Origin of the sequence: Stenotrophomonas sp. 278 (assembly GCF_003935715.1) — a bacterium.
Lineage (GTDB): Bacteria > Pseudomonadota > Gammaproteobacteria > Xanthomonadales > Xanthomonadaceae > Stenotrophomonas > Stenotrophomonas maltophilia_AH.
In genome coordinates this window covers 1-13,164 of the sequence record NZ_RHPP01000119.1, presented here as the reverse complement: position 1 = coordinate 13,164, position 13,164 = coordinate 1, and the positions used below count along the sequence as shown (strand labels likewise).

Annotated in this window: 15 protein-coding genes; 1 reads left to right on the top strand and 14 read right to left on the bottom strand. The window is 66.7% G+C overall.

Translation table 11 applies throughout. The features are described from left to right. The 12 genes from EGJ34_RS16790 to EGJ34_RS16735 all read right to left on the bottom strand — a co-directional run. On the bottom strand, positions 1-417 hold a 417-nt coding region (locus EGJ34_RS16790; protein ID WP_125361635.1), incomplete at its 3' end, for a hypothetical protein. Positions 418-532: 115 nt separating this feature from the next. Continuing rightward, positions 533-1,219, bottom strand: coding sequence for a Fe2+-dependent dioxygenase (locus EGJ34_RS16785; RefSeq protein ID WP_125361634.1), 687 nt, complete (start codon positions 1,217-1,219; stop codon positions 533-535). An 11-nt stretch (positions 1,220-1,230) separates the two neighbouring features. Continuing rightward, positions 1,231-3,549 (bottom strand): catecholate siderophore receptor Fiu, encoded by a 2,319-nt coding sequence (locus EGJ34_RS16780; protein WP_125361633.1) that lies wholly within the window; start codon positions 3,547-3,549, stop codon positions 1,231-1,233. Positions 3,550-3,696: 147 nt separating this feature from the next. Next, a complete protein-coding gene (locus EGJ34_RS16775; RefSeq protein WP_125361632.1) occupies positions 3,697-4,095 on the bottom strand; it encodes a hypothetical protein in 399 nt (132 codons plus the stop codon). A 108-nt stretch (positions 4,096-4,203) separates the two neighbouring features. Then, positions 4,204-4,536 carry a non-heme iron oxygenase ferredoxin subunit gene (locus EGJ34_RS16770; protein WP_125361631.1) on the bottom strand — a complete coding sequence of 111 codons (333 nt, stop codon included), beginning with the start codon at positions 4,534-4,536 and terminating at the stop codon, positions 4,204-4,206. After that, entirely contained in the window at positions 4,533-5,069 is a 537-nt protein-coding gene (locus EGJ34_RS16765; protein ID WP_125361630.1) for a GNAT family N-acetyltransferase, read from the bottom strand. Before EGJ34_RS16765 ends, EGJ34_RS16770 begins: the two co-directional genes overlap by 4 nt. Before the next feature lie 200 nt (positions 5,070-5,269). Further along, positions 5,270-5,980, bottom strand: coding sequence for an energy transducer TonB (locus tag EGJ34_RS16760; protein ID WP_125361629.1), 711 nt, complete (start codon positions 5,978-5,980; stop codon positions 5,270-5,272). 46 nt (positions 5,981-6,026) lie between these two features. Further along, positions 6,027-7,283, bottom strand: coding sequence for a cysteine desulfurase (locus tag EGJ34_RS16755; RefSeq protein ID WP_125361628.1), 1,257 nt, complete (start codon positions 7,281-7,283; stop codon positions 6,027-6,029). After that, on the bottom strand, positions 7,280-8,542 hold the full coding sequence (gene sufD, locus EGJ34_RS16750) for a Fe-S cluster assembly protein SufD (RefSeq protein WP_125361627.1): 1,263 nt from the start codon (positions 8,540-8,542) through the stop codon (positions 7,280-7,282). Before sufD ends, EGJ34_RS16755 begins: the two co-directional genes overlap by 4 nt. Beyond that, a complete protein-coding gene (gene sufC / locus EGJ34_RS16745) occupies positions 8,542-9,306 on the bottom strand; it encodes a Fe-S cluster assembly ATPase SufC (RefSeq protein ID WP_125361626.1) in 765 nt (254 codons plus the stop codon). The genes sufD and sufC overlap by 1 nt, the downstream gene beginning before the upstream one ends. An 87-nt stretch (positions 9,307-9,393) precedes the next feature. After that, positions 9,394-10,869 carry a Fe-S cluster assembly protein SufB gene (sufB, locus tag EGJ34_RS16740; protein WP_125361625.1) on the bottom strand — a complete coding sequence of 492 codons (1,476 nt, stop codon included), beginning with the start codon at positions 10,867-10,869 and terminating at the stop codon, positions 9,394-9,396. 16 nt (positions 10,870-10,885) lie between these two features. Further along, positions 10,886-11,335 carry an SUF system Fe-S cluster assembly regulator gene (locus EGJ34_RS16735; RefSeq protein WP_125361624.1) on the bottom strand — a complete coding sequence of 150 codons (450 nt, stop codon included), beginning with the start codon at positions 11,333-11,335 and terminating at the stop codon, positions 10,886-10,888. A gap of 134 nt (positions 11,336-11,469) precedes the next feature. Between EGJ34_RS16735 and EGJ34_RS16730 the strand changes: the two genes are divergently transcribed. Then, on the top strand, positions 11,470-11,937 hold the full coding sequence (locus EGJ34_RS16730) for an SET domain-containing protein-lysine N-methyltransferase (RefSeq protein ID WP_125361623.1): 468 nt from the start codon (positions 11,470-11,472) through the stop codon (positions 11,935-11,937). Positions 11,938-12,028: 91 nt separating this feature from the next. Here EGJ34_RS16730 and EGJ34_RS16725 read toward each other — a convergent pair whose 3' ends face one another. Together EGJ34_RS16725 and EGJ34_RS22300 are read right to left on the bottom strand one after the other, a co-directional pair. Beyond that, entirely contained in the window at positions 12,029-12,625 is a 597-nt protein-coding gene (locus tag EGJ34_RS16725; RefSeq protein WP_125361622.1) for a DUF1439 domain-containing protein, read from the bottom strand. A gap of 153 nt (positions 12,626-12,778) precedes the next feature. Then, a partial coding sequence (locus EGJ34_RS22300) for a hypothetical protein (RefSeq protein ID WP_185750216.1) occupies positions 12,779-13,164 on the bottom strand: 386 nt, incomplete at its 5' end.

Here is a 13,164-nt window from a genome sequence, read left to right as displayed (position 1 = left end):
GCCCTGGGGGGGAGCCTGGCCGCGCTGGACGCGACGGCCGGGAGCCGCAGGCAGCGGCGCAGCCGGTGCCGAATCGATGGCGGGAACAACCTGAGGCGGCAGATCGGCCAGGGTGGCGATCAGCGCATCAAAGGATTCAACCGGAGCCGGCTGCGGATCGCGCTCGGCCTGGGAGGCGGGGCGCGCGCTGGCAACCCGACGCAGCTTGGCCGGGGATTCCTCGGCCAGTTCGCCACCGCGACGTTCTTCTGCGGGCTGCTGCAGCGTGGTTGCGGCCGCATCGGGGGCGTGGCCCAGCACGGGCAATCCGGCCACCAGCATCGACAGCAGGGCCAGCCACGCCAGCACCGTCGCCAACGCCGGGCGCTGCCCGCGCATGGCGGGGGCAAAGCAGCGATGGCGGTGGGAATGGCGCACGCAGGAGTCCTTTCAGGATGCGGCGCGGATTGTAGTGAGATTGAAATGCATATGCAAATAGGAATAATTTACATCGACGCCTGGCAGGCGATGACCGTTGGTCGTCGCGCCGGCTCTACGTCTCGCTCCAGCGTCGCAGCAGGTTGTGATACACCCCGGTCAACTGCAGCACCGCCGACGCATCCGCCCCGGTCACGCGCAGTGTTTCAATCGCGGTATCCATCTCCAGCAATGCCCGCCGCTGGCTGTCGTCCCGGACCATGCTCTGCACCCAGAAAAACGACGCCACACGTGCACCGCGGGTGACCGGGCTGACCTTGTGCAGGCTGCTGGACGGATACAGCACCAGATCGCCTGCAGGCAGCTTCACTTCGTGCTCGCCATAGGTGTCGCTGATGATCAGCTCGCCACCGTCGTAGCTTTCAGGGTCGGCCAGAAACAGCGTGCACGACACGTCCGAGCGAAGCTGGATGAGCTGGCCATCCAGTTGCTGGCGCATCACTGCGCCATCGACGTGGAAGCCATATTCGCCACCGCCCTGGTAACGGTTGAACCGCGGCGGCAGGATCCGCAGCGGTAATGCTGCGGCGAAGAACAGCGGATGCCGTTCCAGCGCCGCCAGCACGATGCGCCCCAGCTCGGCCTTGAGCGGGGACGCATCGGGCAACTGGTCGTTGCGTTTGACCTGCGCCCCCTGCACGCCGACCGTTTCGCGGCCGTCGGTCCAGTCGGCAGCGGCCAGGGCCTGCTGCAGATGGGCCAGTTCGTCGGGACGCAGAACGTTCGGAACGTGCAGGAGCATGGCAGGAGCCCTTAGAAGCGGTAATCCGCGCTGAGCAGGAAGCTGCGCGGCGCGCCCGGGGTGTAACGGTACCCGCTCTTGTTGATCGCGGCCACGTACTCCTTGTCGAACAGGTTGTAGCCGTTCAAGCGCAGCGACAGGCGGTCGTTGAACGCGTAGGAGATCACCGCGTCGTAGACCGTGTACGACCTGGTGAACGCCGGGGTGCCCACCGCGCCATCGGTACCGCGATGCATCTGCCCGGCGTAGCGCACGCCGCCGCCCACGGTCAGCCCGAACGGCAGCACGTAGGTGGTCCAGCCGGTGAAGGTGTCGCCCGGGGTGTAGGTCAGGTTGCGGGTGCCGTCGGCAGCCACGTTCGCGCCTTCCTCCACTTCGGTGTCGAGGTGGCTGTAGCCGGCCGACACCGACCAGTTGTCGGTGATGCGGCCCACGGTGGAGACCTCGATACCCTTCACAGACTTCTTCCCGGTCTGGGTCGGGTTGCCGGCGTCGTCCAGCACCTGGGTGTTGATCTCGTTGCTGACCTCGGTCTTGAACAGCGCAACGTTGAAGGCCAGTGCGTCGTCCAGGAACGCCCACTTGGTGCCCACTTCGAAGGTCTTGGCCTTCTGCGGGTCCAGGCGCGGATTGTCGGCGCTGCTGGCCGAGCTGCTCAGGGCGAAGTTGCTGCCGCCCGGAGGCTGCTGCGAAAGGGCGTAGTTGGCGTACAGGCTGACCACGCTGCCGACCTTGTACACCGCACCCAGCTTCCAGTTGAACAGCGTGTCGGAATGCTCCAGCGACGGGTTGGCAATGACCGTGCCGGCCGGGTTGCTGCCGCAGGCCGGGCCACGGCCGCCGCACACCGAGGCGCTCTGGTATTCGGTCTTGTAGTGGTCGGCGCGCAGGCCGGCGGTGACCAGGAAGCTGTCACCGAAGGCCAGGGTGTCGAACAGATACACCGACGAGGTGGTGGTCTTGCCGTAGCTGTCCGCGCCGTTGTGCGCCCAGGTCAGGCCGGTGGCGTTCCAGTCCGGGTTGTACAGGTTGGCCGCCGACCAGGTGGTGCCGCCGGTGGCGGCCTGCCCGAAGCTTTCCAGTTCCTCGCGGGTGAACTCCAGGCCGGTGCTCAGGGAGTGACGCACCGCGCCGGTGGCGAAGTCGGCGCGCAGGTTGAGCTGGTCGGTCAGGATGGTGTTTTCCTGGTCCTTGAAGGTCGGCAGGCTGCGCGCGATCGTGTAGGTGTCCAGGTTGCTGCGGTCGGTGTAACGGATGTTTCCGGTCGGTGCGCCGTTGGCTCCCCGGGTGCCGGTGCCCATGAAGGCGGTCAGCAGGTAGTCCTGCTCGGTGCGGCCCCAGCGTGCGGTGTTGGTCAGGCGCACGTTGTCGTTGAAGTCATGCTCGAAGCGGAACGTGGCCATCTTCGCGGTGACGTCGTCGTGGTCGGCGCGGGTGCCGTAGAAGTTCTCCGGATCCACCGGGTGGCCGGCCAGCTGCTCCAGCGTAGGCTGCGGGGTCCAGCCCGGCAGGCCCAGGGTCGGCACGCCACCGTCGGGGATGTTGTCCTGGTCCACGTACAGCAGATTGAGGTAATAGCGGGTGTTGGTGCCCAGTCCAAAGCCCAGCGACGGCGCGATGCCCCAGCGCTTGTTGTTGACGTGGTCACGGCCGGGCTGGTCGTTGTCCTGCCACATCGTGTTCAGGCGCAGCGCGCTGGTCGCGCCCAGAGTCTGGTTCCAGTCAGCAGTGGTACGGGCCTGATCGTCGGTGCCGACCGAGACGGTGCCCACAAGGGCGTTGTGCAGGTTGGCCTGCTTGCTGACCATGTTGATCGCACCGGTCGGCGCGGAGCGGCCGTTGTCGGTGCCGGCCGGGCCCTTGCTCACCTCGACCTGCTCGGTATTGAACACATCGCGCGAGATCGAGCCGAGGTCGCGCACGCCGTCGACGAAGATGCTGCTGGAGGTGTCGAAGCCGCGCATGAAGATGCTGTCGCCGGTATTGGTGTTGCCGTTCTCACCAACGTAGAAGGTGCCCACGCCCGGGCTGTTGCGCAGTGCTTCGGTCAGGGTGGTCGCGCCCTGCTGGTTGAACAGGTCGCTGGTGATCACCTGCACGGTCTGCGGGGTGTCCTGCAGGCTCTGGGTGAACTTGGGCGAGGACAGCTTCTCCGCCTTGTAGCCGTGCACGGCGTGCACGTCGATCTGGTCGAGGGTTTTGGCCGGATCGTTGGCGTCGGCCTGTGCGGCCAGCGGCAGGGTGGCCAGGCTCAGGCCGGCGACCAGGCTGGCGGTGGCCAGTCCGGTGGCGCTGCGGGAAGGGGAGGCGTGCTTGCGGCTCTTGATCATGAGTGGATGGTCTGCAAAGAGGGACGGATGCCCGGAAGCGCGCACAGGCGGGGGAGCCATGCGCGGGAGGGCGCGGGACAGCGGAAACGAACGCAGGGAAAGCGCCGGGCGTGGCCCGGTCAGCGCCGCAGATCGCGGCGCGGCAGATCAGGCCGCGCGGGGCGGGGCCTGGGAAAGGTGCGAACGTGGTAATCGCGTCGCGAACGCCAGTCCGGCTTCGCGCAGGGGCAGCGCCCCGGGGAGGGAGGCTGGCAGCGCCCACGCCGGTGCGCGGGCTGCCAACGTGGCGCTGCCCTCACGCGCCGTGTCGGGTTCGGCTTCGCCGCGTTGACTGCCGTGCGTACCGCTTTCGATGGCCACCGGCCCCGGAGTGCCGTTCTGCGCCGGTGCCGGTGCCTGCGTCAGGGCCGACAGATGACCCATCGTCCCTGCCAGCGGTGCGCCGCCGCTACCGGTGAACGCCACCAGCAGGCACAGGACCACCACCGCGCTGGAGACCAGTGCGATCAGGCGTGCGGGCAGGGCGATGTCGCGGGCAGAACCCATCGGACAGGTGGACGCGGGCGAAAGGAATCGACAAGGTAACACAAACGATAATGATTCGCATCCGTTACTGCGCGTGACATGGCGTCACACGCCGTTACCGCGGGGCTCTCAATCGCGGTCGTCGCGGGTCCAGACCCCGTCGTGCTCACGCTTCACCGGAAACTTCGGCACCGGCGTATAGGCCGGTGCGCACAGCGCCCGACCGTCGCGCACGTCGAAGCGCGCGCTGTGCAGGACGCATTCGATGCTGCCCTCATCGGTGTTGAAGGTGCCGGACGAAAGCTCGAACTCTTCATGCGTGCACTGGTCTTCCAGTGCGTACAGTTCGCCATCCAGGTTGAACACCACGATCGGGGTGCCCGTCACCTCGTCGAACGTGCTCTTCATCTCACCCGGCAGCAGCTCGGCGCTCGCGCAGACGAAGGTCCAGGTATCGCTCATGGCTGCGTCACCAGCGGCTTTTCCAGCACTTCAAAGCGCAGGTCGTCGCGCTTGGGAATGCCGAAGCGCTCGTCGCCATACGGGAACGGCTTCTTGATCCCGGTACGCACATAGCCACGGCGCTCGTAGAAGGCGATCAGCTCGTCGCGGATATCGATGACGGTCATCTGCATCACCGGTACGCCCCATTCGCGCGCGGCGTGCGCCTCGGCCGCGTCCATCACCTGCTTGCCGACGCCGCCGCCCTGCTGGGCCGGGTCGACCGAGAACATGCCGAAGTAGCCTTTGCCATCTTCGTCGGCGACATGTGCGCAGGCCACCAGCGCGCCATTGCGCTCGGCCAGCAGCACGGTGCTGCGCAAGCGTTCGATATCCGCCTGCAGCCCCTGCGCGTCGATCCGCGCGCCGTCCAGCATGTCGGCTTCGGTGGTCCAGCCGGCGCGGCTGGCGTCGCCCCGATAGGCCGAGGTGACCAAGGTGATCAGGGCGGGGATGTCGGCCAGCGTGGCCGCGCGGAAGGTCAGGGTGCTCATGGCCCGCATTCTAGAGCAATGACCTGCCTCGCGGCTGAGCGCGTGCAGCGCCGGAAGCGTCAAAACGGGCCCCTGCGGCGGGCCCCGATGTCGGGTCGACGATGACGGGTCCGGACCAGTGTGGGCAGGTGCGATGAAAAGGATGATGTGGATGGTGCTGTGGCCGGCAGCAGTGGCGTGCAGCGCAGACGAAGGTGGTGTCAGCGCATGAAAAATTCGACCGGGAACGAAAGCTCCACCGGTGCCGAACGGTCGGCCGGCACCGGCGGCAGCGGCTCGGCGCGGCGGAAGGTATCCAGTGCGGCCTGGTCCAGCAGCGCATGACCGGTGCCGTTCTCCAGCGCGAGCGCCAACAGGCGGCCTTCGCGCGACAGGCTGACCCGGACGTACGCCACCCCTTCCTGGCGACGCGCGCGGGCCGGCACCGGGTAGCGGCGGAAGCGCTCCAGGCGCGCCATCACCCGGCCTTCCCAGCTGTCGCGCCCAGGCGTGGTTTCGCTGGGTCCCGGCGGCAATGGTGGACTGGGTGGAGCGGCGGCCACCGAGGCCTGCTGCTGCACCGGGGCCGGAGCATCAATGACCGGCTTGGGCGGGGTGGGGGGCGGAATGATCCAGTTGGCAGTGTCGCGCGGCGGCGTCACCGGCAACGGCCGGGGCGGCTGCGGTTTCTGCTGGTGGACACGCGAGGCGTCGCGCGGGGTCGGCGCGATCACCTCTTCCACCGGCACTTCCGGTGCGCGCGGCGGCAGCAGCACCAGCTGGGTGCGGTCGGCCTCGGGTGGCGGCAGTGGCAGCGCCACGCGATGCTGGGTCCAGAGCAGCCCGGCGAACAGGCCAATATGGGCCAGAACGACGATGGCAGCCGCCAAGGGTCGCTCGAGCGCAGCAGGGGAGACCACCGGGGACGACATCGACGGACAAGACAATGAGAAGTGTTCTCATTGTCGCATGTTTACGTCACCCCAGCAGCTTGCGCACCTTGGTCAGTGCGGCAATGAACCGCTCGATTTCGGCGTGCGTGTTGTAGAACGCCAGCGAGGCACGGCAGGTGGCGGCCACGCCGTAGTACTGCAGCAGCGGGTGCGCACAGTGCTGGCCGGAGCGCACGGCAACGCCTTCCAGGTCGAGCAGGGTGGCCAGGTCGTGAGCGTGCGCGCCTTCGATCAGGAACGACACGACCGCGGCCTTGTCCGGCGTGGTGCCGAAGATGCGCAGGCCGTCGATCCTGTTGAGCTCTTCGGTGAAGTGCGCCAGCAGTTCGGTTTCGCGCGCTTCCACGTGCTCCAGGCCAAGCGATTCCAGATAGTCCACCGCCACGCCCAGGCCGATGAAACCGGCAATGTTCGGGGTGCCGGCCTCAAACTTGTGTGGGGCGTCGTTGAACACGGTGCCGTCGAAGCTGACTTCCTTGATCATCTCGCCACCGCCGAGGAACGGCGGCATGGCGTCCAGATGCTCACGCCTGGCCCACAGCGCACCGGTGCCGGTGGGGCCGCACATCTTGTGGCCGGTGATGGCGTAGAAGTCGCAGCCGATGGCCGGAATGTCGACCTTGCGGTGTGGTACCGCCTGCGAACCATCCACCACGGTGATGATGCCGCGCTTGCGTGCTTCCCGGCAGATCTCTCGCACCGGGTTGACCGTGCCGAGCACGTTGGACACGTGCGCCACGGCGAGCAGCTTCACCTCCGGCGTCATCGCCTTGCGCAGCGCGTCGAGGTCGATCGCGCCATCCGGAGTGATTTCGGCCACGCGGATCGTTGCACCGGTGCGCTGGGCGACCAGCTGCCACGGCACGATGTTGGCATGGTGCTCCATGCGCGAGACCAGGATCACGTCGCCGGCCTTCAACCGCGGCAGGGCCCACGAATACGCCACCAGATTGAGGGCGAAGGTGGTGCCGCTGCACAGCACCAGCTCGTTGGTGCGCACATTGAGGAAGCGCGCCAGCTTGCTGCGTGCGCCCTCATAGGCGTCGGTGGCCTCGGTGCCCAGCGCATGCACCGCGCGGCTGACGTTGGCGTTGTAGCGGCGGTAATACTCGTCCACCGCGCCAATCACCTGCACCGGCTTCTGGCCGGTGTTGGCGTTGTCGAAATACACCAGCGGCTTGCCGTGCACTTCCCGCATCAGCAGCGGGAAGTCCAGGCGCACGCGATCCCAGTCGGGCGCGTCGGCGGTGTCACCCAGCGGGCGCGGCGTGGACAGGTTCATGCCACGCCTGCCTGCGCCAGGGCAAGATCCAGCTGGCGGCGCAGCTGTTCGGTCAGCCGGGCATCCAACGCGTTCAGCGGTTCATGGCAGAACGCGGCGCTCAGCAGCGCCTGCGCCTGCGGTGCGGGCAGACCGCGCGAGCGCAGATAGAACAGCGCGTTGGCGTCCAGCTGGCCCACGGTCGCGCCGTGCGCGGCCTTCACTTCGTCGGCATCGATCACCAGCGTCGGCTGGGTGTCGATCTCGGCGTCGGCGGAGAGCAGCAGGTTCTTGTTGGACAGGTTGGCATCGGTGCCATCGGCACCGGCGCGGATATGGATGCCGCCGTGGAAGACCACCCGGCTGCGATTGGCGGCAACGCCGCGCCACAGCATTTCCGAGTTGGTGTCGCGGGCGATGTGCTCGATGCCCAGGCGGGTATCGACGTGACGGCGGCCATTGCCAAGCAGCACGCCATTGGCGGTGAGCTGCGCGTTGTCGCCTTCCAGGCGCACGTTGAGCTCGTGGCGGCTCAGAGCGGCACCCAGCTCCAGGTCGATGCGACGGTACCGGGCGTTGCGCGCCAGCACGGCATCGGTGCGCAGCAGGGTGGTGGCCTTGGCGCTGTCGGCCTGCACGCGGGCGTGCGAGAGCACGGCGTCCTGGGCCAGGTGCACGTGCACCAGGGTGTTGCCCAGGTGCGCGGCGTCGCCAACATGCAGGTGGTGCTCGACCACGCCCAGGCTGGCCCCGGCGCGCAGTTCGATCAGGTGGCGATGGTGCCAGGCCAGGTCGGTGTCACCGGCCGCGCTGATGAAGACCAGCTGCAACGGGGTTTCGATCTGCGCACCATCCTCGACACGCACCAGCACGCCTTCATCAGCCAGCGCGGCGTTGAGGCGGGCGAACACTTCTTCGCTTCGCTCGAAGCGGCGGCCGAGGAAGCGCAGGGCCTCCTCGCCATCCTGCAAGGCAGCGGACAGGGTCTGCACCTGCACGCCGGCCGGCAGGCCGGACAGGTCGCTCAGTGCCTGCACCGGACGGCCATTGACGAACACCAGGCGCGGCGACGGAATGTCGGCCAGCAGGGCGGCGTCCACCGAAGGGGCGGCCAGCGGGGCAGGGTTGAAGCTGCGACGTTCCAGCTGGCGCAGCGAGGTGTACTTCCAGGCTTCGCTGCGCGGGCCGGGCAGGCCGGCCTGCAGGGCCGCGTCCAGCTCGGCGCGGCGCGCATCGCTGCCGCAGAAGCCGTTGGCAAGGGAATCGAGCAGCGCGCTCATCAGACCGCCGCCTCCGGAACCACGCGGTTCTTGAGGAAATCGTAGCCGTGGGCTTCCAGCTGCAGGGCCAGTTCCGGACCGCCGCTCTGCACGATTTTTCCATCAGCCAGCACGTGCACCACGTCCGGCTTGATGTAATCGAGCAGGCGCTGGTAGTGGGTGATGACCAGGAACGAACGGTCGGCCGAACGCAGCGCGTTCACGCCATCGGCCACGCTCTTGAGCGCGTCGATGTCCAGGCCCGAGTCGGTTTCGTCCAGGATCGCCAGCTTCGGTTCCAGTACAGCCAGCTGGAAAATTTCATTGCGCTTCTTTTCGCCGCCCGAGAAACCTTCGTTGACGCCACGGTGCAGCAGTTCGTCTTTCAGGTGCAGCACGGCCAGCTTCTGGCGCACCAGCTTCAGGAACTGCATGGAATCCAGTTCCTCCTGGCCGCGCGCCTTGCGCTGGGCATTGAGCGCCGCGCGCAGGAAGTAGGTGTTGTTCACGCCCGGAATCTCGACCGGGTACTGGAAGGCCAGGAACAGGCCTGCGGCGGCGCGTTCCTCCGGCTCCAGCTCCAGCAGGTCGGCATCATCGAACTGCACGCTGCCCTGCGAGACCTCATAGCCATCACGGCCGGCCAGCACATTGCCCAGCGTGGATTTGCCGGCGCCATTGGGGCCCATGATGGCGTGCACTTCGCCGGGCTTCACGGTCAGCGAGAGGCCCTTGAGGATTTCTTTCTCGCCGATGCGGGCGTGCAGGTTTTCGATCTTCAGCATGTTGACGTATCCGTAATACGGGCCGAAGCCCGCGTAGTGCCACGCCATGCGTGGCAAAAGAAGAATGAAACGCGTGCAATGCGTTCCTTAACCGACCGACCCTTCCAGCGACACTTCCAGCAGCTTCTTGGCTTCCACCGCGAACTCCATCGGCAGTTCGCGGAACACCTGCTTGCAGAAGCCATCGACGATCATCGACACCGCGTTTTCCTGGTCGATGCCGCGCGCGCGGCAGTAGAACAGCTGGTCGTCGGAGATCTTCGAGGTGGTCGCTTCGTGCTCCACCGTCGCACTCGGGTTCTTGACCTCGATGTACGGGAAGGTGTGCGCGCCGGAGGTCTTGCCGATCAGCAGCGAGTCGCACTGGGTGTAGTTGCGCGCGCCATCGGCGTTGCGGTCCACCTTCACCAGGCCGCGGTAGGTGTTCTGGCCACGGCCGGCGCTGATGCCCTTGCTGACGATCTTGCTCTTGGTGCGCTTGCCGATGTGGATCATCTTGGTGCCGGTATCGGCCTGCTGGCGGTGGTGGGTCAGCGCCACGGAGTGGAACTCGCCCACCGAGTCGTCGCCCAGCAGCACGCACGAGGGGTACTTCCAGGTGATCGCCGAGCCGGTTTCGACCTGGGTCCAGGTCACCTTGCTGCGCGCGCCACGGCATTCGGCACGCTTGGTGACGAAGTTGTAGATGCCGCCGACGCCGTTCTCGTCGCCCGGGTACCAGTTCTGCACCGTCGAATACTTGATTTCCGCATCTTCCAGCGCGACCAGCTCGACCACGGCGGCGTGCAGCTGGTTCTCATCGCGCATCGGCGCGGTGCAGCCTTCCAGGTAGGACACGTAGGCCTTGTCTTCGCAGATGATCAGGGTGCGTTCGAACTGCCCGGTGTGGCCGGCGTTGATGCGGAAGTAGGTGCTCAGTTCCATCGGGCAGCGGACGCCCTTGGGGATGAACACGAAGCTGCCATCGGAAAACACCGCCGAGTTGAGCGCGGCGAAGTAGTTGTCGCCCACCGGCACCACGCTGCCCAGATACTGGCGCACCAGTTCCGAGTGCTCCTTGATGGCCTCGGACATCGAGCAGAAGATCACGCCCTTTTCGGCCAGTTCCTTGCGGAAGGTGGTACCGACGGACACGGAGTCGAACACCGCGTCCACGGCGACGCCGGCCAGCTTGGCGCGCTCGTGCAGCGGCACGCCCAGCTTGTCGTAGGTGTCCAGCAGTTCCTTGGGAACCTCATCCAGCGAGGCGTACTTCGGGCCCTTTGGCGCGGAGTAGTAGCTCAGTGCCTGCAGGTCGATGGCGGCGATCTGCAGCTTGGCCCAGTTCGGCATCGGCATGGTCAGGAAGTGCCGGTAGGCGTCCAGGCGCCACTGGGTCATCCACTCCGGCTCGTCCTTTTTGGCGGACAGGGCACGGATGGTGTCCTCGTCCAGGCCGGGCGGCAGCGAGTCCGATTCGATGTCCGTGATGAAGCCGGCCGAATACTTGCGGCCGAGCTGCTCGTGGATCTCGCGGTTGGGGGTGTCGCCGGAGGCAACGGTATCGATGATTTCGGTGGCCATGGGGGCTGCCTGTGGATCAGGAGACGACATCCGCCGCAATGCGGCGGGGGGCGTCAGCAACGGGAATAGGGGGCAGGATCTGGGCCAGGCTGACCTTGCGCAGTGCTTCGGACACCACGTCGTTGATCATCCGCCAGCTGCTGCGCGCGCCACACTTGAGTTCGCGGCCGCACTGGCTGTGGTCGTGCGCGCATTCGGTCAGGCCCAGCGGGCCTTCCATGGCTTCCACCACCTCGAACAGACTGATCTGGTCGGCGGGGCGGGTCAGACGGTAGCCGCCGCGCACGCCGCGCAGGCCTTCCACCAGTCCGGCCTGGGCCAGGGGTTTGAGCAGCTTGCTGACGGTGGGCGGTTCCAGGCTGGCGTATTCGGCCAGCTCGGTGGCGCTCAGAACGTCGCCCGGACGGGCGGCGAGCACGGAAAGCACCACGGTGGCGTAATCAGTGAGCTTGGTGACGCGAAGCATGGGAAGGGTGGGGTTGTAAAGCGGACTGAAATTGTACGCTTTTATGTCCCAGCATCCAACCCATGCTGTTCAGGTGCTGGAAACCATCGGCCGGGCGGGCGAGAATCACCCTTCCCTACGTAATGGCCAGCCTGATGCCCAAGAAGATCCAAGCCCGCAAGTCCGCCATCCACGGCAATGGCGTGTTCGCTGTTGCGCCGCTGAAGGCCGGCGAGCGGGTCATCCAGTACAAGGGTCTGCTGCGCAGCCACGCCGACGTGGACGCAGATGATACCGGGGATGTGGAGAGCGGTCACACGTTTCTGTTCACCCTGAACGACGACTACGTCATCGACGCCAATTACAAGGGCAACGATGCGCGCTGGATGAACCACAGCTGCGACCCGAACTGCGAAGCCATGATCGAGGAAGCCGAAGGGGACAACCGCCGCGAGGACAAGGTGTTCATTGAAGCGCTGCGCGACATCAAGCCGGGCGAGGAACTCACCTACAACTACGGCATCACCCTGGCAGAGCGGCATACCGCGCGGCTGAAGAAGATCTGGGAGTGCCGCTGCGGCTCGAAGAAGTGCACGGGCACGATGCTGCAGCCCAAGCGTTGAACGCCTTCTGCGTTCAACGCGGTAGCACCCGACCGTTGGTCGGGTGACATTCGGTGCGTACCGACCAACGGTCGGTACCTACCGTGCTTTATCAGTCGCCCAGCATGCCAGCCGGCACGATCGACCCGAGGCTCTGGTTGAACGTCACCACCAACCTGCCATCGCGAACCTGGGCCGACTGCACCTGCAGCGCGCCCAGCACTGCGGCCACCGTCGGGTCGATCCTGTAGATCGGCTCGCGGCGGGCATAGTCGACCAGGAACGCGTTGAGCAGGCTCCGGGTGTTCGAGTCGAGGCGGCCGCCGTTGTTGGCGGGAGTAAAGTCATCCACCGACGGCTGGTCCAGGTGGAAGCCCTGGGTCTGCGCGTCATAGCGCAGTCCGCTGCTCAGCTTGACCTTTCCGAGCGGGGCCGGTGCGCCGCCGGCGGTGGCCACCGCGACATCGAAGCCCAGGTCGAGTCGGCTGCCCTGCGGCAGGCTCAACTGCGGGTGGCTCATGGTCATGTTGATCAGGCCACCCAGCGCGCTCTGGGTGCGCGGGAAGCTGCCGTCCAGGTATTGCTGGACATCGGCGGCACCCACCGAGAGTTCCTTGCCGGAAATGCTGGGGGCGGCCTGCGCGCCGACCGCGACGGCGATCAGCGCGGCGCTGGCGGCCAGGCGGAGAAGCAGGGGGCGAAGGGTCATGGCGGCGAGCAGATGGGAGATGAAGCGCAACGATAGCGCTTCTGCATGAATCGGGGCTTCATGGATTGTTGAGATCGACACGCATGGCGTGTCGCTACGGATGCTCGCGTCAGGGGCGCGCCATGCGTGTCCACGGTCCGGCCGCCGCCGAAATCACCGCAACACCGGCTGCAACGACGCCCCGGTGATTTCCCAGCCGCTGCCATCGGCGCGTGGCTCCAGCCGGTACCAGCCGTCGTAGTAAAGAATGTCCTCCGCCGTCACCGCGCGCACCCTTACCGGCACTTCGCGCAGGCGGGAGGGTACGGCTGTGTCGCGCGCAATCGGCGATGCGGTATCCACGCGCAATGTGCGCAGGTTGGGAATGGCCCGCAGCACCTGGTCATCCGGGTGACTGCCGGCGGTGCCGCCGCGCCAGAAGGCATCCGACAGCGTGCGGTCCGGTCGCAGCAGGACGTTGACGTAGTTGCGGATGACAACGGGCTCGCTGGCCGCATCGGGGGCCACCGCACTGGGCGGAGTGGACGGGAGTCCACTGC

Excerpts from the sequence above, each read along its gene's own strand:
- EGJ34_RS16785 (WP_125361634.1), bottom strand. The coding sequence starts at position 1,219 with ATGCTCCTGCACGTTCCGAACGTTCTGCGTCCCGACGAACTGGCCCAT.
- EGJ34_RS16780 (WP_125361633.1), bottom strand. The coding sequence starts at position 3,549 with ATGATCAAGAGCCGCAAGCACGCCTCCCCTTCCCGCAGCGCCACCGGA.
- EGJ34_RS16775 (WP_125361632.1), bottom strand. The coding sequence starts at position 4,095 with ATGGGTTCTGCCCGCGACATCGCCCTGCCCGCACGCCTGATCGCACTG.
- EGJ34_RS16770 (WP_125361631.1), bottom strand. The coding sequence starts at position 4,536 with ATGAGCGATACCTGGACCTTCGTCTGCGCGAGCGCCGAGCTGCTGCCG.
- EGJ34_RS16765 (WP_125361630.1), bottom strand. The coding sequence starts at position 5,069 with ATGAGCACCCTGACCTTCCGCGCGGCCACGCTGGCCGACATCCCCGCC.
- EGJ34_RS16760 (WP_125361629.1), bottom strand. The coding sequence starts at position 5,980 with ATGTCGTCCCCGGTGGTCTCCCCTGCTGCGCTCGAGCGACCCTTGGCG.
- EGJ34_RS16755 (WP_125361628.1), bottom strand. The coding sequence starts at position 7,283 with ATGAACCTGTCCACGCCGCGCCCGCTGGGTGACACCGCCGACGCGCCC.
- sufD (WP_125361627.1), bottom strand. The coding sequence starts at position 8,542 with ATGAGCGCGCTGCTCGATTCCCTTGCCAACGGCTTCTGCGGCAGCGAT.
- sufC (WP_125361626.1), bottom strand. The coding sequence starts at position 9,306 with ATGCTGAAGATCGAAAACCTGCACGCCCGCATCGGCGAGAAAGAAATC.
- sufB (WP_125361625.1), bottom strand. The coding sequence starts at position 10,869 with ATGGCCACCGAAATCATCGATACCGTTGCCTCCGGCGACACCCCCAAC.
- EGJ34_RS16735 (WP_125361624.1), bottom strand. The coding sequence starts at position 11,335 with ATGCTTCGCGTCACCAAGCTCACTGATTACGCCACCGTGGTGCTTTCC.
- EGJ34_RS16730 (WP_125361623.1), top strand. The coding sequence starts at position 11,470 with ATGCCCAAGAAGATCCAAGCCCGCAAGTCCGCCATCCACGGCAATGGC.
- EGJ34_RS16725 (WP_125361622.1), bottom strand. The coding sequence starts at position 12,625 with ATGACCCTTCGCCCCCTGCTTCTCCGCCTGGCCGCCAGCGCCGCGCTG.